Annotated in this window: 23 protein-coding genes; 12 read left to right on the top strand and 11 right to left on the bottom strand. The window is 70.5% G+C overall.

The genetic code is table 11. The features are described 5' to 3' along the window. The first annotated feature begins 15 nt into the window (after positions 1-15). The 4 genes from NR810_RS04785 to NR810_RS04770 all read left to right on the top strand — a co-directional run bounded on the left by NR810_RS04785 (position 16) and on the right by NR810_RS04770 (position 2,846). Positions 16-444: a cytochrome C oxidase subunit IV family protein gene (locus NR810_RS04785; RefSeq protein WP_257448375.1), complete on the top strand. Its 429-nt coding sequence runs from the start codon at positions 16-18 to the stop codon at positions 442-444. Between the two features lie 138 nt (positions 445-582). Further along, positions 583-1,536, top strand: coding sequence for a GNAT family N-acetyltransferase (locus NR810_RS04780; protein WP_257448373.1), 954 nt, complete (start codon positions 583-585; stop codon positions 1,534-1,536). Positions 1,537-1,555: 19 nt separating this feature from the next. Continuing rightward, positions 1,556-1,846, top strand: a complete 291-nt coding sequence (locus NR810_RS04775) for a YkgJ family cysteine cluster protein (RefSeq protein WP_257448371.1) — start codon at positions 1,556-1,558, stop codon at positions 1,844-1,846. Between the two features lie 13 nt (positions 1,847-1,859). After that, positions 1,860-2,846 carry a YheT family hydrolase gene (locus NR810_RS04770; RefSeq protein ID WP_257448369.1) on the top strand — a complete coding sequence of 329 codons (987 nt, stop codon included), beginning with the start codon at positions 1,860-1,862 and terminating at the stop codon, positions 2,844-2,846. Between the two features lie 391 nt (positions 2,847-3,237). Here the strand turns inward: NR810_RS04770 and NR810_RS04765 are convergent, their stop codons facing one another. Next, positions 3,238-3,645, bottom strand: coding sequence for a response regulator (locus NR810_RS04765; protein ID WP_257449299.1), 408 nt, complete (start codon positions 3,643-3,645; stop codon positions 3,238-3,240). Positions 3,646-3,945: 300 nt separating this feature from the next. Between NR810_RS04765 and NR810_RS04760 the strand changes: the two genes are divergently transcribed. Both NR810_RS04760 and NR810_RS04755 read left to right on the top strand, forming a co-directional pair. Then, complete coding sequence (locus tag NR810_RS04760) at positions 3,946-5,328, top strand: DEAD/DEAH box helicase (RefSeq protein WP_257448367.1); 1,383 nt, start codon at positions 3,946-3,948, stop codon at positions 5,326-5,328. Continuing rightward, positions 5,322-6,506, top strand: coding sequence for a DUF790 family protein (locus tag NR810_RS04755; RefSeq protein ID WP_257448366.1), 1,185 nt, complete (start codon positions 5,322-5,324; stop codon positions 6,504-6,506). Before NR810_RS04760 ends, NR810_RS04755 begins: the two co-directional genes overlap by 7 nt. 14 nt (positions 6,507-6,520) lie before the next feature. Here NR810_RS04755 and NR810_RS04750 read toward each other — a convergent pair whose 3' ends face one another. Further along, a complete protein-coding gene (locus NR810_RS04750) occupies positions 6,521-6,892 on the bottom strand; it encodes a helix-turn-helix transcriptional regulator (RefSeq protein ID WP_257448364.1) in 372 nt (123 codons plus the stop codon). A 125-nt stretch (positions 6,893-7,017) separates the two neighbouring features. Here NR810_RS04750 and NR810_RS04745 point away from each other — a divergent pair, with 125 nt between their 5' ends. Further along, entirely contained in the window at positions 7,018-7,386 is a 369-nt protein-coding gene (locus NR810_RS04745) for a response regulator (protein WP_257448362.1), read from the top strand. A 15-nt stretch (positions 7,387-7,401) separates the two neighbouring features. On the opposite strand, the gene NR810_RS04740 is transcribed toward NR810_RS04745, so the two are convergent. Together NR810_RS04740 and NR810_RS04735 are read right to left on the bottom strand one after the other, a co-directional pair. Then, the gene (locus NR810_RS04740) at positions 7,402-7,614 is read right to left on the bottom strand and encodes an MbtH family protein (RefSeq protein ID WP_257448359.1); all 213 of its coding nucleotides are present in this window, start codon (positions 7,612-7,614) and stop codon (positions 7,402-7,404) included. A gap of 207 nt (positions 7,615-7,821) precedes the next feature. Continuing rightward, on the bottom strand, positions 7,822-11,040 hold the full coding sequence (locus NR810_RS04735) for an AAA domain-containing protein (RefSeq protein ID WP_257448357.1): 3,219 nt from the start codon (positions 11,038-11,040) through the stop codon (positions 7,822-7,824). Positions 11,041-11,165: 125 nt separating this feature from the next. On the opposite strand from NR810_RS04735, the gene NR810_RS04730 reads away from it, so the two are divergent. From NR810_RS04730 to NR810_RS04715, 4 genes are all read left to right on the top strand, one after another. After that, positions 11,166-12,005 (top strand): metallophosphoesterase family protein, encoded by an 840-nt coding sequence (locus NR810_RS04730; protein WP_257448355.1) that lies wholly within the window; start codon positions 11,166-11,168, stop codon positions 12,003-12,005. Positions 12,006-12,348: 343 nt separating this feature from the next. Further along, entirely contained in the window at positions 12,349-13,737 is a 1,389-nt protein-coding gene (locus NR810_RS04725; protein ID WP_257448353.1) for a styrene monooxygenase/indole monooxygenase family protein, read from the top strand. A 42-nt stretch (positions 13,738-13,779) separates the two neighbouring features. Next, positions 13,780-14,628 (top strand): prephenate dehydratase, encoded by an 849-nt coding sequence (pheA, locus tag NR810_RS04720; protein WP_257448351.1) that lies wholly within the window; start codon positions 13,780-13,782, stop codon positions 14,626-14,628. A gap of 63 nt (positions 14,629-14,691) precedes the next feature. Beyond that, positions 14,692-15,882: an acyl-CoA dehydrogenase family protein gene (locus NR810_RS04715; RefSeq protein ID WP_257448349.1), complete on the top strand. Its 1,191-nt coding sequence runs from the start codon at positions 14,692-14,694 to the stop codon at positions 15,880-15,882. Positions 15,883-15,897: 15 nt separating this feature from the next. Here NR810_RS04715 and NR810_RS04710 read toward each other — a convergent pair whose 3' ends face one another. The 3 genes from NR810_RS04710 to NR810_RS04700 all read right to left on the bottom strand — a co-directional run bounded on the left by NR810_RS04710 (position 15,898) and on the right by NR810_RS04700 (position 18,527). Further along, the gene (locus tag NR810_RS04710) at positions 15,898-16,713 is read right to left on the bottom strand and encodes a sterol desaturase family protein (RefSeq protein ID WP_257448347.1); all 816 of its coding nucleotides are present in this window, start codon (positions 16,711-16,713) and stop codon (positions 15,898-15,900) included. Beyond that, on the bottom strand, positions 16,710-16,994 hold the full coding sequence (locus NR810_RS04705) for a hypothetical protein (protein WP_257448345.1): 285 nt from the start codon (positions 16,992-16,994) through the stop codon (positions 16,710-16,712). The genes NR810_RS04710 and NR810_RS04705 overlap by 4 nt, the downstream gene beginning before the upstream one ends. Before the next feature lie 84 nt (positions 16,995-17,078). After that, positions 17,079-18,527 carry an MDR family MFS transporter gene (locus NR810_RS04700; RefSeq protein WP_257448343.1) on the bottom strand — a complete coding sequence of 483 codons (1,449 nt, stop codon included), beginning with the start codon at positions 18,525-18,527 and terminating at the stop codon, positions 17,079-17,081. A 116-nt stretch (positions 18,528-18,643) separates the two neighbouring features. Between NR810_RS04700 and NR810_RS04695 the strand changes: the two genes are divergently transcribed. After that, complete coding sequence (locus tag NR810_RS04695) at positions 18,644-19,063, top strand: MarR family winged helix-turn-helix transcriptional regulator (protein ID WP_257448341.1); 420 nt, start codon at positions 18,644-18,646, stop codon at positions 19,061-19,063. Positions 19,064-19,078: 15 nt separating this feature from the next. Here NR810_RS04695 and NR810_RS04690 read toward each other — a convergent pair whose 3' ends face one another. The 4 genes from NR810_RS04690 to NR810_RS04675 form a co-directional block, all read right to left on the bottom strand. Further along, a complete protein-coding gene (locus NR810_RS04690) occupies positions 19,079-19,396 on the bottom strand; it encodes a hypothetical protein (protein WP_257448339.1) in 318 nt (105 codons plus the stop codon). 142 nt (positions 19,397-19,538) lie between these two features. After that, the gene (locus NR810_RS04685; RefSeq protein ID WP_257448337.1) at positions 19,539-19,778 is read right to left on the bottom strand and encodes a hypothetical protein; all 240 of its coding nucleotides are present in this window, start codon (positions 19,776-19,778) and stop codon (positions 19,539-19,541) included. A gap of 81 nt (positions 19,779-19,859) precedes the next feature. Beyond that, complete coding sequence (locus NR810_RS04680; RefSeq protein ID WP_257448335.1) at positions 19,860-20,678, bottom strand: M15 family metallopeptidase; 819 nt, start codon at positions 20,676-20,678, stop codon at positions 19,860-19,862. A 21-nt stretch (positions 20,679-20,699) separates the two neighbouring features. Further along, positions 20,700-23,129, bottom strand: a complete 2,430-nt coding sequence (locus tag NR810_RS04675; protein WP_257448333.1) for an LPS-assembly protein LptD — start codon at positions 23,127-23,129, stop codon at positions 20,700-20,702. Position 23,130: the final 1 nt, after the last annotated feature.

The raw sequence follows: 23,130 nt of genomic DNA, 5'->3' as shown, positions 1-23,130 counted from the left end.
GGGAGCTCCTCGCACATGTCCGCGATGGCCAACGAGTCATTCAAGGAAAACCACGAGATGCGTGGGGAGCATCACTCCGGACCGGGCCGGTACGTCATGGTCTGGGCGGCGCTCATGGTGCTCACCGTCGTCACGGTGGTCACCGGCCGCATGCACATGGAGCACGGCGCCCTGGCGCTCGCCCTCGTGATCGCCTCCGTCAAGGGCGCCCTGGTGGCGCTGTATTTCATGCACCTGGCGGAGCACAAGGGCGCCAACCGGCTCGTGTTCGCCACGTCCATGCTGTTCGTCGTGCTGATGCTGATCTTCACCCTTTTCGACCTGGGGACCCGCTTCCTGCCCGCCCGGCCCGCCGGCGCCACGATCACCACCTTCCCCGCGGAGACCGGCCAAGCCGGCCGCTACGGCGGAATGCTGAAGTCGCCCGGCACCAACCCGAAGTAGCTGACCCTTCCTGACGTTCCCCTCGCGGCGCCGTGGCTCACTCCCCGGCGCCGCGTTTCATTTGCGGGCGAGAATCCCGCTCCCTTCCGACGACCCTCACCCCGGCCCTCTCCCAGAGGGAGAGGGAGCGCCCCCCCCATGCACCTCGTCCCCGCCACCGACGCACAGAAGGTCCAGCGCGACGCGCTCACGTTCTCCGAGTGGGGCAAGCTCCTCACCCCCGAGGAGTACATCGTCCGGGAGCTTCGTCTGCGCTCCCACCCCTGGGCCCTCGCCGACATGCGCACCTGGTTGCTGTGCTCAGACGAGGGGACCGTGCTCGCCTCCTGCGAGACGTTCCGCACCGACAGCTTCCGGCGCGCTCCCGATGGCGCCCTCCTCCCGGGCGACTCCTTCGCCATCGCCAGCGTCTTCACCGAGGAGCGCCTGCGCGGCCATGGTCATGCCACCCGCCTCATGGACCTGCTCGCCTCCGAGCTGGAGCGGCAGCCCCGCGCCCACGCCGCCCTCCTGTTCTCCGACGTCGGCCCCCGCATCTACGCGCGCTCGGGCTACCGGGAGCTGCCCGCCTGGGACTGGCACCTCCCCCCTTCCCCGGGTGCTCCCGGTGAGGGGGTGGACTCGCTCCTGTGTGCGTCGGACCTCGGCCCGGCCCTCGACCGCATGCGCCGCCCCGAGCTGCCCTTCTTCTTCTGGCCCACTCCCTCCCAGCTCGACTGGCACCTCGAGCGCGGGCGCATCTACGTCGATCGCCTCGGCTGCTCGCTCCCCGAATCCGCTGGCGCCACCGTGGGCGCCTCCACCGCCCTCTGGGGACTCGTGGGACGGAGCGCCGAGCTGACGGTGTTGATGTTCGATGCCCGCTCGCCCGCCGAGGCCTCCGCGCTCCTCGAAGCCGCCCGGCGCGAGGCCCGGCGCTCCGGGCTCTCCCGTGTCGTCCTCTGGGAGGAGCCCGGGAATGCCTCGCTCCTGCCGCTCGTGGCGGGCGCCAGCCGCGTGGCCCGCGACGGCTCGCTGCCCATGGTGCGGCCCCTCCGCCCGGACGTGCACCCACCGGCCCTCCTTCCGGTGCCGCGAGGGCTCTGGGTCTGACGACCCGTTAGGATGGGCCATGGACTGCACCCTCTGTGGCGCCTGCTGCGTGGCGCCGGACATCGCCGCCCTCGACAAGCCCCTGGGCATGCGATGCCCCCACCTCACCGCCGACAACCTGTGCTCGGTGTACGAGCGGCGGCCCCAGGTGTGCCGCGACTACGCGGCCGACGAGGTCTGCCGCCTCATCGAGGCCCCCACGCTCGAGGAGCGCGTCCAGAAGTACCTCGCCCTCTTCGGGCTCACGGACGAGGCCGAGTCCGTCCGCCAACGCGGCTGTTCCTCCATGCGGAAGGCCCGCCCCGGGTGATATCCCCCGGACCGTGCCCTTCCAGCCCTCCGAGCCCTTCGCCCCCGCGCGCGGCCTCGCCTCGCCGCACGCGCAGACCATCTACGCCTCGCTCGTGCGCCCCACGCACGCGCCCGCCCTGAAGCGCGAGCGCTGGGAGCTGCCCGACGGAGACTTCGTCGACCTCGACTCCTTCGACGGCGTCACGGGCGCCCCGCACGTGGTCACCCTTCATGGCCTCGAGGGTTCCTCGCGCGCCGGCTACATCACCGCCATCCTCCGCGGCGCCGCCGAGCGCGGCTGGGGCGCCACCGCCATCAACTTCCGCTCCTGCAGCGGAGAGCCCAACCGGCTCGCCCGCTCCTACCACTCGGGGGACATCGGCGACGCGCTCTCGGTGATGAAGCACCTGCGCCAGCGCCTCACCGGCCCCCTCTACGCGGTGGGCTTCTCGCTCGGCGCCAACGTGTTGCTGCGGCTGCTGGAGGAGACGGGGGACCATTCACCCGTGGACGCCGCCGCCGCCATGAGCGCGCCCTATGACCTGGGCGTCTGCGCGGACACGCTCGATGGACCCGGCCCCTTCCTGCGCCTCTACCGCGAGCGCTTCCTGCGCACCCTCAAGGCCAAGGCGCGCGAGAAGCTCCGCCGCTTCCCGGGCGCCTTCGACGGCCAGGCCATGGAGCGCGCTCGCACCATCCGCGGCTTCGACGACGCCGTCACCGCCCCGCTCCACGGCTTCCGCGACGCCACCCACTACTACGCCGAGGCCTCCTCGGGTCCCCGCCTCCACGCCATCCGCCGCCCCACCCTGCTGCTGAGCGCCAAGGACGACCCGATGATTCCCGCCGCCACCCACCCCCGGGACGTGTCCGCCAACCCCCACCTGCACCTCGTCGTCACCGAGCACGGCGGCCACGTGGGCTTCGTCGCCAGCAACGCCTTCTCCCCGTCCTTCTGGGGCGAGGCGCAGATGCTGGCCTTCCTCTCCTCCCGCAATGCGGGCGCCCGGCCGGGATGACCCGGCCGGGCTCCGCACCGGGCGCCCCATCGCCCGACCCCACCCCGTCACCTCGCGGCGGGCGGCCCATCCATCCCCCACCCCTTCACCGCCGCCCCGCCGCGAGGCACCCCACGGCACCGCCCACACCCACCCCGTCCAACCCCATCCCGCGATACCGCCCCGTCCTGCGCACCGATGCATCAGCACGAGTCGTGCCGAAGCCCGCGCCAAGGCGGAGGGCTCGTGATTCCGTGAGGTTGGGAGCCAACCCGTACCCTGGGGCAGGGCCGCGCGAGCCCAGGGCCGGAAAAAACTCCCGGGCTGGCACCGGAGAGGCGGAAAGGTGATGCGAGAGGGTGGGAAAAACCTTCCCTACCCGCGCGACAACCCCGCCCATGGCCCGCCTTCCTCAGGCCTCGCCGATGGGTGGGCGCAGCATGCGCAGCAGGTGCTGGGCCAGCAGGTCCCTCGTGGCCCGTTGCAGCTCGCTCAACAGCTGGTGCAGGCCCTCGGCCGAGCCGTCGCGCACGTCGCGCACGCGCTCCTCGTTGCCGTCGAAGACACGCAGGCGTCCGGGCACCAGGGTGATGAGGGGCTGACGCGGGTAGCGCCGCTTGAGCAGGCCCAGCATCAACGGGTGGTCCTCGTCCGGCCGGCGCGCATCCACCACCACCAGGGCGGGCTCGTCCTCGGCGATGGAGTCCAGGGCCTCGTCCGCGTCCGCCATGGCGACGACGGAGAGGTCCGGCTCCGCGAGGATGCGCGAGAGCAGCTCCCGGGAAGGACGGTGCGGGCTGAGGATGACGATGCGGCGCATCATGAGGTTGCGGGAAGGGTAGACCCTCGCCTCCTTCGACACCACCAGGGTGCCGCTCACGGCGAGGAGGCGTTCGAGCCGCCCCTGTGCCCCCTCGCTGGACCACACGAGAAGTAGGTCAGAAATCTGGCGCGGAGCCGACTCCCGGCGGAATGTAGACTCCTGGACGAATGAGGGACATCCCGCTGGTGAAGCACCTGCAAGTTTCCTCTCTGGACGGCCTGCTGGACGCGAAAAACCAACCTCGAAAGTCATGCTCTGGCGCTGGCGCGGAGTTCGGGTTACTCCCGTCTCGCAACGATGGCGACCGAGCTCCACTTCGACTGCGGCACCCTGGTGGCGCCCTCGCTTCCGGACGATGGAGCCTTGCGTGCCCTCTTCCAACGGGACACTCGTACCGGCGTCTACAGGGCCGCGGCCCGGCACTACCGCGAGGTGGTGCTGCGGCTGCGCGAGTTGGGCCTGCCCTACGAGGACAGGGCGAAGCGCTTCGAGCCCTTGGAAGTAGGGCTCGCCCAGCCCATCGAGCCCTTCCCCCATCAGCGGGCCGCGCTGGAGGCGTGGAGCCAGGCGGGCGGGCGAGGACTGGTGGAGCTGCCCACGGGAGCGGGCAAGACGCTGCTGGCGGTGCTGGCCATCACCCGGGTGAAGCGGCCCACGCTGGTGGTCGTGCCCACGTTGGATCTGATGACCCAGTGGCAGGGAGTGCTGTCGAGGCATCTGGGCGTCGCGGTGGGAATGCTGGGAGGCGGAGTGAGTGACCGGCAGCCGCTGACGGTGACGACGTACGACTCGGCGGCGATGCAGACGGAGTTCCATGGAAACCGCTTCGGCTTCCTCATCTGCGACGAGTGCCACCACCTGCCGGCGCCCAGCTACCGCTTCATCGCGGAGGGCTCGCTGGCGCCGTACCGGCTGGGCCTTACCGCCACGCTGGAGCGCACGGATGGTGGCGAGCGTGTGTGTGAGGAGCTGCTGGGACCGCTGGTGCACCGCACGGACATCCGCGAGCTACAGGGGCGCTACCTGGCCCCGTACGAGGTGCGCCACATCGAGGTGCCGCTGACGCCCGACGAGCAGGCGAGGCACGACGAGGCGCGGGCGCGCTATCTGGCCTTCATCCGCCAGCGGGGCATCCGCTTCGACGTCCCCGAGGGCTGGGCACGCTTCCTCGCGGAGAGCCAGCGCACGGACGAGGGGCGCGCGGCATACCGGGGCTACCGGGAGCAGCGGCGCATCGCCCTCACCTCGAGCGCGAAGGTGGACGTGCTGTGGCGCCTGCTGCTGGAGCACCGCGAGGATCGCATCATCGTCTTCACCGACGACAACGAGACGGTGTACACGCTGGCGCGGAGGCTGCTGCTGCCTGCGCTGACGCACCACACGCCGGTGCCCGAGCGAAAGGCGCTGCTAGCGGCCTTCGCGAGTGGGGAGCTGCCGGTGCTGCTCACCTCGCGGGTGCTCAACGAGGGCGTGGACGTGCCGGAGGCGCGGGTGGGCGTGGTGCTCAGTGGCAGTGGCAGCGTGCGCGAGCACGTGCAGCGGCTGGGGCGTATCCTGCGCCAGCGCCCGGGGAAGCGCGCGCTCCTGTACGAGGTGTGCTCGGCGCAGACGGCCGAGGCCTCCATCAGCGAGCGGCGGCGCCAGCACCGGGCCTACCAGGAGGAGGGCGAGCCTTGCTGACGCGCGAGCTGCTCCTCTTCCGCGTGCGCGACGGGAAGCTGCGCCCCTCCTTCGTGAAGCGGGAGGACGCGGGGCTGCTGGCGCTGGCGGGCGAGCTCATCGCCGAGGTGGAGGCGAGGCGCGGGCACACGCGGGACGAGGTGGAGGAGACGCTGGGGCTGCGGGCCGGAGCGCACGCGCGGCCCAAGGTGGCGCGGGGGCTGGTGAAGCTGCTGGTGGATCGCATGCTCTTCGACGAACCCTCGGAGGGCATCTCCGAGGCGCGCACGGCGGCCTTCCGCGAGGCGGCCCGGGTGCTGCGCTCGCTGCCCGGGGACGCGACGGTGGAGGCCTACGAGTCGCGGCTGGCCGAGGCCTTCCCCCGCCCACTGCCCGAGCTGCGCGAGGCGCTGTACGCGGACCTCCCGGGCAACCGGCGGCTGCGGGACTGGGAGGCGGTGGGGCCCGCGGATCTGCTGGACCGCTACAACCTGGCGCTGGCGCAGGGGCCGCTCTTCGACGCGCGCCGGCTGACGCTGCGGGCCCGGGCGCCGGAGCTGCTGCGGGTGCGCAAGGTGCTGCGCTGGCTGAAGTTCTGCCGGCTGGTGGCGGAGGTGCGGCGCGACGGCGACGACTGGGTGCTGGAGGTGGAGGGCCCGGGCGCCATGCTGTCGCTGCAGAAGAAGTACGGGCTGCAGCTGGCTAGCTTCCTGTCGGTGGTGCCGGTGCTCGAGCGCTGGCACCTCACGGCGGCCATCGAGAGCCCCCGGCGCCGGGTGACGCTGGTGCTGAGCCACGAGGATCCGCTGGTGTCACCGCACGGCCCGGCGCTGGGCCACATCCCGCCGGAGGTGGCCACGCTGGCGCAGGGCTTCGACGACGCGGACTGGGAGCTGGACCTGCTGCCCCTGCCCCGCAACACGGGCGCCACCGGGTTGTGCGTGCCGGACCTGACCTTCCGCCACAAGGAGACGCGGCGCGAGGTGGCGCTGGAGCTGTTCCATGCGTGGCATGCGGGCCCCCTGGCGCGGCGGCTCGAGGAGTTGCGCTCACGGCCGGATGCGGGGCTGCTGTTGGGGGTGGATCGGGCGTTGGCGAAGGACACCCAGGAGCGCGCTGCGCTGGAGGCACACCCGCAGGTGGTGCTCTTCCATGGATTCCCATCGGCGAAGAGGCTGCGCGCGAGGCTCTCACCGTGAGACGGACACCCTCCCTACCCGTTCTTCTGTCCCAGGTGCGCGGCCACGAGGCTCAGCACCCGCAACGAGTTACGGTCCAACTGCCGGGCCCGGCGCAGCAGGCGGCGAAGCTCGGCGGGCTCATTGGCCTCGGGAGGAGGAGGCTGCGGCGTCCAGGCGACGGGGTTCTCACTGGACAGGCCCAGGGCCTCGTCCGCGGACAGGGCGAGCACCGCACACAGCTTGCGAAAGGTGGGGACGCTCGGAAGCATGTTTCCCCGCTCCAGGCGCCCGTACACCTCGGTGGCGATGCCGATCCGCTCCGCCACGTCTTCCTGTGTGAGGTTGAGGCGCTGCCGGGCTGCGCGTGCGCTCTCTCCCAGCCTGGTTGCCAGCTTTTTTGCCATTGTCCCGGGACCCGAGTGGTTCACCGGTGGCAATATGACTCGGGAGGTTGGTTTCCCAGGACGACTGGGGTAGTATCTCCGTTCGAGGACCCGTCACGTTACATGCCAGGTCCTGGAGGCTCGGGATGACCGCTGACGGCAAGCCCTCCTACCTGTTCGTCGACGAGGACCCCCTCCAACTCTCCGCCTTGCGGAGGATGCTGCGGGATGTGCCGGGGACCAAGCGCATGGCGACCAGTGGAGAGGAGGCCCTGCAGATGGCGGAGGAGGAGCCTCCTTCCGTGGTCGTCGCGGCGTACATCCTGCCGGGCATGGATGGACTGACGCTGCTGGCGGCCCTGCGCGCCCGCACTCCCGGCCTTCACTGCGCCCTCCACACCACCCAGTGGCCCGCGCGAGACATGCTGCCACCCGACATCACCGTGCTGCTCAAGCCCTGCCCGCCCGAGCGGATGAGGGCCTTCCTGATGTCGGCGGCCACCGAGGAGAAGTGAGCACGGCTCACCGCCTCACGACTTGTTCGCCTGCTCCATCTTCTTGCGCAGGCTCAGCGGGCGCATGTCCGTCCACACCTCCTTGATGTAGGCGAGGCACTCGTCCTTGGTGCCTTCCTTGCCCGCATCCTTCCAGCCGAGCGCGTTCTCACGATCCGCCGGCCAGATGGAGTACTGCTCCTCATGGTTGACCACGACCTTGTAGCGCTGGGTGTCCTCGGTGCTCATGTCCCTATTTGAACCCGCCGGCTCGTGGGGGGTCAATGAGCGGATGCGGGCGGGCCGCGCGGAGCCCCTCCCCCCGAAGCACCCACCTGACCTCCGGGGTTGGCCCGAAGCCACCAGGGGTGGCCGGAGGGGAGGACCTGTCGGGTTTGGGCCGGATGTGTCCGGGAGACCACCTCCGAGGACCTGTCAGGGAGGCTCGCCCACCCCCTACCGGACGCCCCGGGCGAGGGCCCGCGCGTATTCCCAGGCCACCCGGGTGAACCGGGCCGAGGAGAGCCCGCTCACGTACTGGCGCACCATGGCCCGCGTGGCGCCCACGTAGAAGAGCGCGCGGCGCGTGCGCTCCAGCTCACGCTCCGTGCGGCCCGGCTTGCTCTCCATCCAGGACATGCCGTCCAGCGCGTCCACGCCGCAGAAGAACACCACCGGGCTCTCGTGCCCCTTGCACGAGAAGGCCGTCGTCACCCGGATGTAGTCCACCTTCCCCACGCTGAAGCCCGACACGTCCTGCCCGCTGCGGCCTCCGAAGGCCACCGCCGGCAGGCCCGCGCGCTCCAGCGCCTCGGCCAGCCGCGCCGGGCGCACGGGGGCCACCACCAGCACGTCCGAGGGCAGCACCCCCTCCCGCTGGCACAGCCGCTTCACCTCGCGCACCAGCCACGCCTCCTCCGCCTGCGCCGAGTCGAAGCCGCGCACCACCGGCACCACGCCCTCGCGCTCGGTGCACTGCAGCCGGTACAGCCCGTCCACCCCCGGCACCGGCTCCTCCAGCAGCCCCTGCTCGCGCAGCTCGTGGGAGCGCATGAACTCGCGCATGCCGGGGTTGGGCAGCTTGTGCAGGCCGAGTGGATCCAACACCACGTTGAAGGCCAGCTCGGACACCTGGCGCGTGGAGCGGAAGGCCTCGCGCAGCACGCGCACGCGGCCGGTGAAGTCCAGCCCGTCCGGCAGCTCCTTGCGCAGGGCCTCCACGGCGCTGTGCCCGTACACGTTCTGCGAGTCATCCGCGAAGAGCAGGAAGGCCTTGAGCGGCGGCCCCTCCCCGCGCGTGAGCGGGCGGGCCAGCGAATACAGGTGCGCGAGCTCCGTGGCGCTCAGGTCCTGCGCCTCGTCCACGAAGACGGCGTCGAAGCTGTCCGGGGCGAAGGAGCCCGTGCCCGTCATGTGCATGAGCGTCACCCGCTGTGTCATCAGCGGCGCCCGCTTGCCGAGCCGCTGACGCATGGCCGCCACCAGCAGGCGCGACAGCAGGGGCGTCAGCGCCTTGTTGAAGAAGGACACCAGCACGCGCGCGTCGGGGTGCTCGGCGAGGTAGCGCGCCACCCAGTGCGCCAGCACGTACGTCTTCCCGCTGCCGGCCACGCCGCGCACCAGGTGGTGCCCCTCGTCGAAGCGGCGCTCGAAGAGGGCCACCTGCTCCTGGGTGAAGAGCGGCCCCATGTCCCGGAGTGATTCAATCTCCTGCCCGAGGGCCTCGGGCCGCCGCGCCACCTGCGCGCGCACGCCCGGCATCACCAGCAGGGGCTGGAGCGAGAAGCGGGGCTCCAGGGAGGGCGCCACGGGCGTGAGCAGCTCCAGGAGCTGCGAGGGGATGGCGGCCTCGGACTCGGCGCGCGAGGAGAGGACGAAGAGGTACTCGCGGGCGCGGCTGGCGGCCACGTTGAGCATGGGGGTGAGCTCGCTCGGGGCGAAGGGACGCCCGGCGGCCACGGTGTCCACCACGACGACGTCGTACTCGGTGCCCTGCTGGCGGTGGATGGTGGAGGCCTGGAAGCGCGACTCGCTCCACCCCTTCTCCAGGGCCAGGGCGCGCAGCAGCGCCGCCTGCGCGCGGTACGGCGTCACCGCCAGCACCTTGAGGCCCGCCTTCAGCGCCGGCGCGGCGAGCGACACCACCAGCTCCGCCGAGAAGGGCCGCCGGTAGCCGTGGCCCGACTCCCCGCGCTCGTGGCAGACGCGGCGCGCGTCCCGGGTGGCCTCGTCCAGTACCACCCAGCAGGCGCGCGCGGCCGGGTACACGTCCACCGTCCTCGGCTGCCGGGTGCGCGGGCCCTCGCCGTCCTCCAACATTCCCGAGTAGCAGAAGTGGCTCACCACGGAGCCAATCTGCGGGTGCATGCGGTGCTGCGTCCGCAGCAGCAGCACGTGCGAGGACTCGGACGCGGCCCGGGCATCCTCCAGGTGCGACAGCGGCGAGCTGCGCATCCACGTCTGTACCGGCCGCTCCGCGCCCTCCAGCGCGCGGCTGACGGGTCCAATCTGCTTCGGATCTCCCCCCAACAACACCTTGCGCGCCAGCGGCGCCATCAGCCCCACGGCGGCGCGAGACACCATGCCGGCCTCGTCCACCACCAGCCGGTCGAAGCGCTCGGCGCCCTCCAGCTCGGACACGAGCCGCAGCGCGCGGTGCACGGTGAGCACCATGAGGGTGGCATAGCCCTCCCGGGCGACGAAGAGCGTCTCGTCCGTGAGGCCCTCGCGCACCTTGCGCAGCTCGGCCTTCACGGTGGCCATGCGCGAGGGAGGAGCGCCGTTGAGGAACTCGCGGCGCACGCGCTCCTCCATGTGCTCGATGCTCGCCGCGTGCTTCTGGTAGCCCGAGTCGTGGAGGACGGCGGGGAAGGCGTTCGTCAGCTCCAGGCCCACGCCCACGCCGCCCCGGAAGATGCGGCACGTGGTGTCCGGCGCGTGGAGGGCCCCGGCCTTGGACAGCATGCGGGCCACGCGCAGCGCGAGCGTGTCGGCGGCGCGGTTGGTGGGCGCCACCGCGAGGATGCGCTCCTTCGGGTTGCGTTGAATCGCCTGCGCGAGCAGCCGCGCCATCGTCTCCGTCTTGCCCGTGCCCGGAGGCCCCCAGAGGAGGCCCCAGGGCTTCTCCCAGAGGTCCTCGGGGCCGGGCGAGGGGCCAGCGCCATCATCGGGGATGTCGCCGCGCACCCGGTCCAACGCCTCGCGGACGCGGGGCCCGCGCGAGTCATAGGCGCGCGAGGCGGCGAGGAGCGCCTCGGAGAAGTCGAAGGGCTGGAAGGCCCAGCGCTCCGCGGAGGCCACCTCCGGCGGGATGTGGCCCAGCGAGCGCGTGGAGATGAAGACGCGCCCCTGGGTGGGGTCCACGTGGACGATCTCCCCCACGAAGCGGCGCTCGTCCGGGAGGAAGCCGATGAGCTGTCCCCCACCCCAGCTCGGGTCCGCGGGGGGCTGGGGGGTGAGGCCGAGCAGCGACTCGTCCTCGAGCCGCACGTCCTCGGCGCCCTTGAGCATCACCCACCGGTACAGCGAGCGCTCGCTCTCCAACGCCGCCAGCAGGTCCTCCGGCAGCACCGAGCGCACGACGAGGTCGGCGGGCTCGGCGGACGGGGCCGCGGTGGAAGGAGCCTGGGGAGCAGGCTTCCGGGCATGACGTGCCTGTGCTGACTCGTTCCCCATTCGAAGGGCCGTACCGGAGGCACACATGGTGCCCTGAGGCGGCGCGGAGGAAAAGCAGGCGGGCTTCGGCGAAACACCAGGACGGGTCGGGAGTCCAGTAAGGTAGACGGTCCACGCCCCCCACCATGAAGCTCTACGCCCTCAGTGACCTCCATCTGCGCTACGAGCAGAACCGGCAAGCGCTCGAATCAATCGCCCCCCACCCCGAGGACTGGCTCATCGTGGCCGGGGACGTGGGGGAGCTGATGGAGCACATGGACTTCGCCTGGCGCACGCTGACGGCGCGCTTCGGCAAGGTCATCTGGGTGCCCGGCAACCACGAGCTGTGGACGCTGACGCGCGAGCAGCCCGCGTTGCGCGGCGAGGCCCGCTACCAGCAGCTCGTGGAGCACTGCCGCTCCTACGGCGTGCTCACCCCGGAAGACCCCTACCCTCGCTGGCCGGGCGAGGGCCCGCACCGGGTGCTGGTGCCACTCTTCCTGCTCTACGACTACTCCTTCCGCCCGGACCACGTCTCCGAGCAGAGCGCCATCGAGTGGGCCCTGGAGTCGCACGTGCTGTGCACCGACGAGGCGGTGCTGCACCCGGATCCGTACCCCTCACGGTCCGCCTGGTGCGCGGCGCGGGTGGAGCAGGCGCTCGCCCGGCTGGAGAACCTGCCAGCGGACTGCTCCACCATCCTCATCAACCACTTCCCGCTGCGCTACGAGCACGTGCGGCTGCCGCGCATCCCGCGCTTCTCCATCTGGTGCGGGACGAAGAAGACGGAGGACTGGCACCAGCGCTTCCGGGCCGAGGTCGTCGTCAGCGGCCACCTCCACATGCCCGCCACGCTGTGGCGTGACGGGGTGCGCTTCGAGGAGGTGTCACTCGGCTATCCCCAGCAGTGGAGCTGGCGCGGGGACATCTCCGGGTGCCTCCGGGAGATCCTACCGGGCCCCACGCCCGGCGCCGCTCGGGAGTAGGCACCCGCCGCCCTGGGTCATTCCACCCCCAGATGGACCGGGCCCGGGCCCCGGGAGCACCCGCGACCGACGAGCAAGCGGGCAAGCGCTCGCCGAGTCACCACCACCCCATGGGTCAAAGATGAAACGCGCCGGAGTCGTACTCCTGGTGAACAGGAGGCCGTACGTCACGTCTTCCGCCCAACACCGACTCTCCGGATAGTGCGAATTTTACTGTAAAATCCGCTTTTACCGTTCCAGAAGGTATATTGGAGCCATTCGTGCCAGGAATTGGCTCCCCGAGGAGGACGGGCACAGCCGTTGCACATTCCAGGTGAAACACCCACGAGGCAGGAGGGGAGTCATGCGAAGCATTGCCATCATTGGTGCCGGGCAGGCGGGTCTCCTGGCGGCGCACTCGCTGCTGAAGGCGGGCTACCAGGTGACGCTCTACTCGGACAAGACGCCCGAGCAGTGGCTGAACGAGAGCCGGCCCACGGGAACCGCGACGCGCTTCGATCTCTCACTGCGGCTCGAGTACGAGCTCGACCTCAACTCCTGGGTCGATGACGCACCGTGGGGTGACGGCTTCCACATCACCTTCTGTCCGATGCTGGGCAACCGGATGCTGACCCTCGCCGGCCGCTTGCGCAGACCCTTCCTGGCCATCGACCTGCGCCTGCAGAGCCACCAGTGGATGAACGAGCTGGTGGCGCGCGGCGGCAAGGTGGAGATCGAATCCGTCACGGTGCGGCGCCTGGACGAGATCGCCGCCGCGCACGACCTCACCGTGGTGGCCGCCGGGCGCGCCGAGTTGTGCCGTCTCTTCGAGCGCGATGCCGAGCGCAGCGTCTACGACAAGCCCCAGCGCCACCTGTCCATGGTGTGCGTGCAGGGGCCGAAGCTGGGTTTCGACGGCATTCCCATGCTGCCGGTGAAGCTCAACCTGCTGGCCCCCGCGGGCGAGACCTTCTGGGTGCCCTACTTCCACAAGGATGCCGGTGCCAGCTGGTGCCTCCTCTTCGAGGCCCGGCCCGGTGGGCCGATGGACCGCTTCCAGGAGGCCCGGAGCGCCGAGCAGGTGCTGGACATCGGCAAGAAGGTCGTCCGCGACCTGATGCCGTGGGACTACGAGTGGCTGAAGGACGCGCGCGTCTCGGATCCCAACGGCTGGCTGGTGGGGAAGTTCGCGCCCGCCGTGCGCAAGCCGGTGGGGCGGCTGCCCTCGGGCCGGCTGGTGATGCCGCTGGGGGACACCGCCATGTCGTTGGATCCCATCGGCGGCCAGGGTGCCAACAACGGCAACAAGATGGCGCGCAACCTCGTCGAGTGCATCATCGCCCACCGGGAACGGCCCTTCGACGCGGACTGGATGACGGACACCTTCGAGCGCTTCTACTGGCGCCACGGCCACGCCACCTACACCTTCAACAACCTGCTGCTGGAGCCCATCACCGCCGCCGGGCGGGAGCTGCTCATCGCCCAGTACGGCAGTGATGGCCGTTTCGACAACCACAGCGGGGCGCAGCGGCTGGCCAACGCCTTCGCGGAGAACTTCAACGACCCGACGCTGCTGACACCCCTGCTCCAGGACCAGCGCCAGATGCGTCAGTTCATCGCGAAGGAGACGGGCCAGTCGTGGCTGAGGGCCCTGGCCGGAGGCGGCCTGGGCATCGCCCGCGAGGAGCTGCGGCAGCTGCGCGGACAGGAGCCGCGCCACCCCCTGGTCCGGGGGAACAAGAAGGCGGCTTGACTGCGAAGGCCACGAGGGCTCGAGGTGTTGTAGAACGCGCCCATGGAGACGATCGCCTACCTCGGTCCGCCCGGAACCTTCAGTGAGGAGGCCGCGCTCGCCTGGGGGCGCTCCGAGGCCCATCTCCTCCCGCTCGCCAGTCTCCCGGCCGTCGTCACCGCGGTGGAGACCGGCGCCGCGTCCTCCTGCGTGCTCCCCCTGGAGAACTCGCTGGAGGGCGCCGTCACCACCACGTTGGATCTGCTCATCCGGGAGACGGCCCTTCAAATCCGCAGCGAGCTCGTCCTGCCCGTGCGCCACATGCTCGCGGTGCGCCCGGGGCTGCAACTCGACGAGGTGCGGGTGCTCCACGCCCACCCGCAGGCACTCGGCCAGAGCCGCCGCTTCGTCGAGCGCTGCCTGCCCGGCGTCTCCATCGTCGCCGCCCTCAGCAACGCCGCGGCCCTCACGGATGCGCTGGCCGACGCGCGGCCGGCCGCCGCCATCTCGACCCGCCGCGCCATCGAGCTCCAGTCCGCGGCGACCCTCGCCCACGACATCCAGGACCACCCCAACAACCAGACCCGCTTCATCCTGCTCGGCGCCGAGGACGCGGCCCCCACCGGGAGCGATCGCACCTCGCTGTGCTTCGCCATGCCCGAGAACCGGGCGGGCTCCCTGCTCGATGCCCTGCTGGTGCTCGCCGAGGCCCGCATCAACATGACCCGGCTCGAGTCGCGCCCGGCCAAGGAGCTGCTCGGCGAGTACATCTTCCTGGCGGACATCGAGGGGCATCGCCTGGAGCCCCACGTGGCCGCCGCCCTCCAGCGGCTGCGGCAGCAGACCACCTTCTTCAAGGTCTTCGGCTCCTACCCCCGCTACCGTCCGCCCGCCCCGGCGGCGTCGAAGTAGCACCCCGGTCAAGCAACCCGGACGTACTGGCGGGTCGGGCATCAGTCCCCGTACGCTCCCGCCATGACCCTCTCCTCGACCTCCGCGCTGAAGACCCGTGACGAGCACCCGGTGCTCACGGCCGCCCGTCAATTCGCTCCCCGGATCGCGACCCGCTCCGAGGAGATCGAATCCGCCCGCCAGCTGCCGGCCGATCTCGCCCGCGAGCTGGCCGGGGCCGGGCTCTTCCGCATGGTGGTGCCCGAGGCCTACGGTGGCTTCGAGCTCCACCCCGCCCTGGTCATCGAGGCCGTCGAGACACTCGCCCGGGCGGATGGTTCGACGGGCTGGTGCGTGATGATCGGCGCCCTCACCTCCATGTGCTCGGCCTGGCTGCCCGAGCCGTCGGCGCGCACCATCTTCGGCAACCCGGAAGTCATCACCGGAGGGGTGGCCGCGCCCATCGGGCGCGCCGAGCTCGTCGAGGGCGGCTATCGCCTCACCGGGCGCTGGCCCTGGGCGAGTGGCAGCCAGAACTGCCACTGGCTGACCGGAGGAGCGCTGGTGACGAAGGGCGGAAGCCCCGTGCTGCGCGAGGGGGGGATGCCCGAGGTACGCCAGCTCTTCTTCCCGCGCGAGGGCGCGACGCTCCACGACACCTGGCACGCCGCGGGCCTGTGCGGCACGGGCAGTGGCGACATCGAGGTGAAGGATCTCTTCGTGCCCACGGAGATGAGCACGTCGCTCGTCACCGAGCGTCCGCGTGTCGACCGGCCGCTCTACGCCTTCCCCGCCTTCGGGCTGCTGGGGGTGGGCATCCCGGCCGTCGCGCTCGGCATCGCCCGCCGCGCCATCGACGAGCTGACGGCGCTGGCGCCCCAGAAGAAGATCATGCCCCTGGGCCGTCATTCGGTGGCCAGCCGGCCCGCGGTGCAGGAAGCGGTGGCCGAGGCCGAGGCCACCCTGCGCTCCGCGCGCGCCTTCCTGATGGAGACCGTGCACACCACCTTCGAGGCCGCCACGCGCCGCGAGGTGTCCCTGCGCCACAAGGCGGAGCTGCGGCTGGCCTACACCCACGCCGCGCGGAGCTCCGCGCGCGTGGTGGACCGGATGTACGAAGTGGCGGGGGGCGCGTCCGTCTACCGCGCCAGCCCCTTGCAGCGCTGCCTGCGCGACGTCCACGTGGCCACCCAGCACGCCATGGTGGCCCAGCCCACCCTGGAGACCATCGGCAGCGTGCTGCTCGGAGTGGACGCCAACACCACCATGCTCTGACCCGGAGCCCGGCCCTCAGGACGGCTGCGTGCTCCCCTGGGCCTTCCGTCCGGGGAGCACGACGTCGCGCAGGGGAACGAAGAGCTGCGCCAGGTAGCCACGGGGGAAGGGCTCGGCGAGCCCGAGCGCCCACCGCTCCTCGCCCACCGGCCGGTGGTAGGTGCCGAAGAGCCAGTCCATGTACGGAGCGAGGTTGGCGAAGTTGTGCCGGGTCCGCTCGACGCGCGCGTGATGCCAGTGGTGCAGCTCCGGCGCGCCGAAGAGGAAGCCCAGCGGGCCCAGCGGGAGCCGCACATTGGAGTGGATGAAGATGGCCCACATCCCCCGGAAGGCCGCCACCATGGCCAACGTTCCCAGGGGGATGCCCAGCACGAAGGCGGGCAGGTTGCACACCAGCTGCGTGGTGAACCCATCCAGCGGGTGCTCGCGGTGCGCCGCCATCCAGTCCAGGTGCTCCGCCGAGTGGTGCACGGCGTGGAAGCGCCAGAGCCAGTCCACCTGATGGCACAGGCGGTGCCAGCCATACACGCAGAGATCGCAGAGCACCGTTGCCTCGACGACCTGGAGCCAGGTGGGCTGGAGGGCCACCGCCGCTCTCAGGCCCGCCAACGCCTCGGGATGCAGGAGCGGCCGGGCGGCCATGATCGCCAGCACCGAAAGCGGCCCCCACACGAAGTACTGACCAAGGAAGAAGGCGAAATCCACCCCCCAGGCCGGGCGCAGGAGGCGCTGGCCGGCGCGCGCGGAGAACGCCCGCTCCAGGGGCCAGAACGCGGCGCCCAGCACGACGAACGACAGCGCCGTGTCCGCCAGGAGCTCCTGGAACGTCATCGCCCGTCGCTCGCCAGGGTTCCCGCGTCTGTCCCTGCGTCAGCCCCGGTGCCGATCCCCGCGTTGTCCGCGAACTCTCGCAGGGACTTGCGAGTGATGGGCTTCGGGGACGAGGCATCGCCGTTGCCCGCCAACGCATCGGGCGACGCCCCGAACAGCATTCGGACCTTCGTCCCGGGCATCAGGGTCGAGCCCGCCGTCAGCACCACGATGGCGAGGATGAGCACGCCACCGATGAGGGCGATCGTCCTGAGGATCCTGCTTCCCACGCTCCTGGCCATGCCGCGAATGACTCCTCGAGTGTCCGGCGTCTGGCCGGGAGGAGCAGTGTCGCACGCCCCTCCCCTCGCCCATCAAGCCCCCGCTCAGTGCATGGCGGCCTGCGCGGCCTCGCTGGAGATCGCCCTGCCCCGCCCGCCGCGCATCGTCGAGGCGGCGTCCTCGTCCCGGATGGCGAGCCCGGCCCCCACGCCACCCAGGGCCAGGAGCGCCGAGACGAGGAAGGCGAGCCGGAAGGCCTCGATGGCCTGGGGACCCGGCTGCACGCCCCCCGCGCCCAGGCGTACCGACAGCAGGGTGGCCAGGAGCGCCACGCCGAGCATGGAGGCCACCTGCCGCTGGGTGTTGAAGATGGCCGAGGCCTGGCCCGTGTCCGCGCTGGACACGCGGGCGAACGTCGCCGCCTGTTGGGAGATGAAGAGGAAGGCAATGCTCGCGCCCGCGGCGAACATCAACCCGCGCAACACCCAGAGGTCCGCCGTCAGGCCCACGAGCGCGATGACCACGGTCACCACGCTCACGCTCGCGAGGCCGAACGCGATGAGCCGCCGGGGGCCCACGCGCGGGTAGAGCTTGCCCACGAGCTGCGAGGAGACGAGCACGCCCAGCGCCTCGGGGAAGGTGGTGAGCCCCGAGGAGAAGGCGGACTCGCCCCGGGCGGACTGCAGGAAGATGGGCATGAGGAAGAGCAGGCCCATGAAGCTCGCGCTGCCGAACGCCGCGGCGATGTTGGTGTTGCGGAAGTGCCGGTCCGCCAGCAACCGCAGCTTGAGCATGGGCGTGCGCACCCGCAGCTCGTTCCACACGAACGCCACCGCCGCCAGCGCGCCCACCCCGGCCGAGCCCACCACGGTCGGAGTCCCCCAGCCGAGCACCGGCCCGGTGCTCAGCGCGTACAGCAGCAGCGACAGCCCCACGCCCGCGAGCAGGAAGCCCGCCAGGTCGAAGCGGCCCGCCGAGGGCTCGCGGTGCTCCTTCAGGCTCCAGGCTCCGAAAGCCAGGGCGGCGAGGCCGATGGGCACGTTCACCAGGAACACCCAATGCCAGGACAGCGTGTCCACGAGGAAGCCACCCAGTACCGGCCCGAGCGCGGGCGCCACCACGGTGGGGATGATGAGCACCCGCGCGGCGTTCGCGCGGCGCTCGGGAGGAAACGCCCGGAAGAGCATGGCCGTGCCCACCGGCGACATCAGCCCTCCCCCCACCCCCTGGAGGATGCGGGCCAGCACCAGGAAGGTCAGATTGGAGGCCAGCCCACAGAGCACCGAGGCCAGCGTGAACAGGGCGATCGAGGCGAGGAGCGTGCGCTTGGTGCCAAAACGGTCCCCCAGCCAGCCGGACGCCGGAATCCAGACCGCCAGGCTCATCAGGTAGCCCGTCACCACCCACTCGGCGTCCGTGGCCCGCACGCCGAACTGGTGCGCCATGGCTGGCAACGCCACGTTCACCACGGTGGTGTCCAGGATGTTCATGAACATGGAGGAGACGAAGACGATGGCGACGGCGTACTCGGGACGCCTTTGGACCCAGGACATGCGCGAACCTTCTTCCGTGGCATGGCGCCCCACCCGCGTTATGCTGTGGAAGCACATTGTGAGGATCCTCACTAACGACAGAAGGAGCCGCCGTCAATGTCCAGGAGCCGCCGTCGATGACCCGCCCTCGGATCGGAAACGAAGTGGTGGACGCGCTGATCGCGGCCTCGCACCGGATGCGGCAGGAAGCGAACGAGCGCCTGAGCGCTTGCGGGCTCACGCTCGCCCGCTTCAAGGTGCTGCAATTGCTGGAGAAGGACGCCCTGCGGATGCGGGAGGTGAGCGACGCCCTGGGCGTGGTGCCGCGCACCCTCACCGACACCGTGGATGGCTTGGAGGCGGAGGGGCTGGTGAAGCGAGAGGCGGACCCGGATGACCGGCGCGCCACGCGGCTGCGGCTCACCGCATCGGGCCTGAGCCGGGTGACCGAGGCCCACGTCCTCCTGAAAGAGGGGCACAAGGCACGCACCTCGCGGCTTTCGGCGGACGAGCGCGCCGAGTTGATCCGGCTCCTCACCCGCCTCACCGAGGATTGAGGAGCTCCGCGCGGCTCAGCCCACCTCTCCACCGGAAGACGACCCGAGGCATTGCCGTACCCGCCACGCGTGTTCGCCCAGACCATTTGCATCCAGCCGGTCCGCCGCCCACGACACCGCCTCCTGCCACGAGGTCTGGATGGAGTACGGCACGATCGAGGGCTTGATGCGGTGGATGAGGATCCGGCCCACCAGCGCCAGGGCGGGAGAGTTGATGACTGTCACGATCCCCATCGACCACTGGCGCATCAGGTCTCCCTGCTGCCGCATGAAGGCCCCCTGCAGCTCTCGCTGTTCGGAGGTCAGCGACCGGAGCAGGCGCATGTCGATCAAACTGACGTGCCTCTCCCGCCGTTCGATGACGAGCGCATCTACTGGACCCAGCTCTATCAGGTCTGGAAGCTCGCGAAGCAGTCCCTACCCAGGAAGGACAAGAGCGGATCGGCTGTACGCCGACCCGCTCTATCAGACCTCGCTAGTTGATCGAGTCCTGGTCGCAGGTATTGCCGCAGGCCGTCTGGCAGTCACAGAGCTGGGTGTTGCAGGCATTGACGCAGGTCGCGAAGTTCGCGTTCGAGCCGTCACCACATGCCGTGATGCACGAGGTGTGCTTGTTCGAGCAGGTCGTCGACTCCTCGGCGGAGCAGGTCTTTCCGCAGCCGGTGGTGGACAGCGCGAGCGCAAGAACGGCGGACAGCGAAAGAAGCAACTTCATGATGTGCATGTCTCCCGTGGTTGGGGTGGAGCGGCACTGTGCTTCGGACTTCGCGATGACGCAAAATACACGCCTCGTGCCTCATCTGGCGTGCGCGGGCCGCGCCTGATGGCAGGCAGGGTCCAACAGCTCGGGCCTGTATTCGAAGTGCATCGTGTCGTAGTGGTACCAGCGCCCGCCCCAGATGAAGCCCTCCGCCTCGAAAGCATCGACGATGACCTGGGGAATCCGGTTCGCCCAGCGCACCGGCTCCTTCGGCTTCGCCCACTCCCAGTAGTGGGAGCGCGCCGTGTTCAGGTCGATGGACACGCCATAGGAGTGCGCGCTCTGTCGCTGGGTGTTGGCGATCTTCCGCCAGTTGAAGGTGCCGCCCATCTTCGTGAGGTACGGCCGCAGCTCCGGCTCCTTCGCCAGCGCCGCCTCGAGCCGCTTCGCCACGCGCGCGAAGGCCGGCGCCACCTTGCGGTGCACCTTCATCCGCTGCCCCAGGAAGGAGATGCCCACCACGTCCACCTTGTCCTCGGAGGCCCCGTAGGTGGCATGGAAGAGCGGCTCGAAGCGGATGCGCCCGGGGTCCTCGTTCTCGCGCGTCACCGGTGCGATGGGCCCCGTCGGGTAGGTCAGCGAGAAGGTGTCCTCCAGATCTGGCGCGTTGAGTCTCTCTTCAAAGGACTTCAACTTCCCGTCATCCCACGGGTACGTCTCGCCACCTGGGAGCTTCGCCTTCCACGTGCCGTCCACCCACACCGGCTCCACCGGGTACCACTTCGTCAGGCACGCCAGCGCGCGCGGCGGCGCCTCCGGAGCAGGAGGAGCGGCCGAGGGGCTCTCGGCTCCGGCGCGGCCTCCGAGCACGAGCGCGAGCACGAGGGCCAGGGGGCTGTTCGGAAGAAGTCTCATGACATATCCCTTCGGGATCGCTCAGATGCCGAAGGTGCCGAGTCTCGCGATCGTCACCAGCAGCTTGAAACTGAAATTCGCCGGTGGGGGCAACAACCAGGCCTGGGCTTCGAGCCGGAAGCAGTTGCAGGTGGGTGTGTAGGAGAGGAACAACGCCTGGCTGTTCATCCGGAGCACGTCGCATCGCGAGGGATCCCTCCGGTACACCTCTGCCGCGTAGCGCAATCCCAGACCGAAAGGCAGCTCGGTCCCCGCATTCAACAACACGCGGTCAGACGATTTCGTATTGAGCACCGTGTCATCGGAGCACGACGCTCCGTCACTCACGCTCGGCGTGGGCGGCGGAAGGGGCGGAGGCAGCAGCATGTCGATGGAGCGGCGCACCTGCTCCGAGCTCGCCAGGGCCCGCTCGTAGCCAGCACCCACGTTCAACCTCCCGTTGGCGAGGATGTTCCACACCACCGAGGCCGAGAGCTGCGTCAGCCGCTCCTCCACCTGAGGGGTGAACAGGTCGAGCCGGGCCGTGGCCGCCGCCGTCACCGGTCCCACCCCCGCCTGCAGACGCCCGGAGGTCTCTCCCATCCGCCGCTCGAGGAAGTCCACCCCCTGGGCCAGCTCCAACCGACCCAGCTCGCGCGTCGCGCTCCCGCTGCGTATGAGCACCTTCTGGTTCAGCGCCACCCGGCCCTGGAAGAACCCGTCAGGAGTCACGGCCGCGTCCACCTCGTCATAGATGGAGGGCGCGCTCTCGCCGAAGACGCGAGGCACGGCTCGCAGCTCCACCGAGGGCATGAGGCTGTGGCGCACCGCCGAGGCGCCCGTGCCGAACACGCGCGACAGCTCCGTGTCCAGCATCAGGCCCACCATCCCGTACGCGCGGTTCCGGGCCTCCCGCGTCACCTCATGGAAGTAGAAGCTCTCGCGCAGTGCCAGGTAGGGGGTGGCCCGCAGCACGCCCCCCAGGTCGAAGGTGGCGTTCAGCCGCGGGAGTATGTCCAGGCGGGTGCGGGCCTGGCGCTCGCCGGGATCGAAGCGGCCGTTGCCCTGGGTTCCGTCCGTATCGGCCAGGAGCGGCCAGAACACCCCGTCCGTGCCCTCGTCCCCCAGCAGCCCGCCGAGCGGTGAGAGCCGGGACAGCTCCACCTGGACACCGCCGCTGAGCGGTCCGAACAGGGGCCTCGTGGGAAGGGAGTAGCGGAGCGTGGGCAGCTCCTGGAAGACGGGGGGACGTGTGGCCTCGCCCAACAGGGGGTAGCCCCAACGGATGTCCTGGCGATAGGCCAGGGCGAGCCCCGCGTAATGGTCCTCTCCCCGGTGGTACAGCATGGCCGTGGAGGGGATGTAGTAGTACGAGCGCCCGAGGTGTCCGGCGGGCGTGGTGTCGGCGAAGAGGAAGCCATCCGAGAAGAGCGTCACGTCCGCCCGCGCATGGAGGCCGCGGCCGAGCGCCTGCTGGTGTTCGAAGATGCCCCAGCCCCGGAGTCCCCGCCGCTTCGCATCGGGCACGAGCACGTTCGGGTTGAGCGGATCCCGCTCGAGCATCAGGTCCTCGAGGAGCCGCAGCCAGAGCCTCCCAGAGACCCCGGAGGCGGGGGCATAGCGGAATTCGGTGGAGAGGCGCGGGCCCTTCACGCCGAGCGAGCCACTGCCCGGTACCGTTGGCTCCACACCGAACGCATACCCCGGGGAGAGCGTGAGATCGTAGCTCCGGCCGAGCGTGAGGAAGTACGGCAGATCCACCTGCAATCCGCTCAGGCCCGTGCCGGTCCACTCGGGCATGAGCAGCCCGCTCGCGCGATCCGTCAGCGGAAGGGAGAGCCACGGCAGCCAGAAGACGGGCACTTCGAACACGCGCACCGTGGCGAAGGTGAACGAGGCCCTCTCCGCGGGCTTCAGCTCCGCGCTGCTCGCGGAGACGCTGAAGACCGACTCGAGCAGGCTGCAACCACAGGAGGCCGTGAAGGACAGGTCCTCACCCCGGTAGGCGCCGTCTTCCAGGAGGCGGAAGCGGCTCGTGGTGAAGGAGAACTCGTTCTGCCCCGCCCGGCTCAGCTCCAGGGACTCGTTCCGGGCGGCGAACCCGGCGAGCACCTCGGGGGCCACGCCCTGTTTCTGGAAGAAGGTGGCGTCCTCGGTGCTCAGCTCGCGGGTCCGCAGGTTCAGGGTGAGGCCCTTGGCGAAGCCGACCAGCCCCTCGTTCACCAGCAGCACGTTTCCACGCGCCACCGCCACCTGCACCTCGGGATCGTAGTCGTAGGTGAGCTCGTCGGCACGAATGACGGACGTGCCCGCGCGCAACACCGCATGCCCGGTGGCCCGGCCGACGGTGCCCTCCTTGGTGATGGTATCGCCGGAGAGCACCACCTGGGCAGGAAGGGCGTCCCGCGACGCGGGCAACCCGAGTTGCCCGGCGGAGAGGAAGACGAGGGTGACGAGGACCAGACCACTCATG

Origin of the sequence: Archangium lipolyticum (assembly GCF_024623785.1) — a bacterium.
Classification (GTDB): Bacteria; Myxococcota; Myxococcia; order Myxococcales; family Myxococcaceae; genus Archangium; species Archangium lipolyticum.
The sequence above is the reverse complement of the archived record's forward strand: the minus strand, read 5'-3'. Positions and strand labels throughout refer to the sequence as shown.

Coding starts and splice junctions, on each gene's coding strand:
- NR810_RS04725 (WP_257448353.1), top strand. CDS start 12,349: ATGCGAAGCATTGCCATCATTGGTGCCGGGCAGGCGGGTCTCCTGGCG.
- NR810_RS04740 (WP_257448359.1), bottom strand. CDS start 7,614: ATGAGCACCGAGGACACCCAGCGCTACAAGGTCGTGGTCAACCATGAG.
- NR810_RS04745 (WP_257448362.1), top strand. CDS start 7,018: ATGACCGCTGACGGCAAGCCCTCCTACCTGTTCGTCGACGAGGACCCC.
- NR810_RS04735 (WP_257448357.1), bottom strand. CDS start 11,040: ATGGGGAACGAGTCAGCACAGGCACGTCATGCCCGGAAGCCTGCTCCC.
- NR810_RS04685 (WP_257448337.1), bottom strand. CDS start 19,778: ATGAAGTTGCTTCTTTCGCTGTCCGCCGTTCTTGCGCTCGCGCTGTCC.
- NR810_RS04695 (WP_257448341.1), top strand. CDS start 18,644: ATGACCCGCCCTCGGATCGGAAACGAAGTGGTGGACGCGCTGATCGCG.
- NR810_RS04765 (WP_257449299.1), bottom strand. CDS start 3,645: ATGCGCCGCATCGTCATCCTCAGCCCGCACCGTCCTTCCCGGGAGCTG.
- NR810_RS04760 (WP_257448367.1), top strand. CDS start 3,946: ATGGCGACCGAGCTCCACTTCGACTGCGGCACCCTGGTGGCGCCCTCG.
- NR810_RS04750 (WP_257448364.1), bottom strand. CDS start 6,892: ATGGCAAAAAAGCTGGCAACCAGGCTGGGAGAGAGCGCACGCGCAGCC.
- NR810_RS04675 (WP_257448333.1), bottom strand. CDS start 23,129: ATGAGTGGTCTGGTCCTCGTCACCCTCGTCTTCCTCTCCGCCGGGCAA.
- NR810_RS04715 (WP_257448349.1), top strand. CDS start 14,692: ATGACCCTCTCCTCGACCTCCGCGCTGAAGACCCGTGACGAGCACCCG.
- NR810_RS04700 (WP_257448343.1), bottom strand. CDS start 18,527: ATGTCCTGGGTCCAAAGGCGTCCCGAGTACGCCGTCGCCATCGTCTTC.
- NR810_RS04730 (WP_257448355.1), top strand. CDS start 11,166: ATGAAGCTCTACGCCCTCAGTGACCTCCATCTGCGCTACGAGCAGAAC.
- pheA (WP_257448351.1), top strand. CDS start 13,780: ATGGAGACGATCGCCTACCTCGGTCCGCCCGGAACCTTCAGTGAGGAG.
- NR810_RS04775 (WP_257448371.1), top strand. CDS start 1,556: ATGGACTGCACCCTCTGTGGCGCCTGCTGCGTGGCGCCGGACATCGCC.
- NR810_RS04710 (WP_257448347.1), bottom strand. CDS start 16,713: ATGACGTTCCAGGAGCTCCTGGCGGACACGGCGCTGTCGTTCGTCGTG.
- NR810_RS04705 (WP_257448345.1), bottom strand. CDS start 16,994: ATGGCCAGGAGCGTGGGAAGCAGGATCCTCAGGACGATCGCCCTCATC.
- NR810_RS04780 (WP_257448373.1), top strand. CDS start 583: ATGCACCTCGTCCCCGCCACCGACGCACAGAAGGTCCAGCGCGACGCG.
- NR810_RS04785 (WP_257448375.1), top strand. CDS start 16: ATGTCCGCGATGGCCAACGAGTCATTCAAGGAAAACCACGAGATGCGT.
- NR810_RS04680 (WP_257448335.1), bottom strand. CDS start 20,678: ATGAGACTTCTTCCGAACAGCCCCCTGGCCCTCGTGCTCGCGCTCGTG.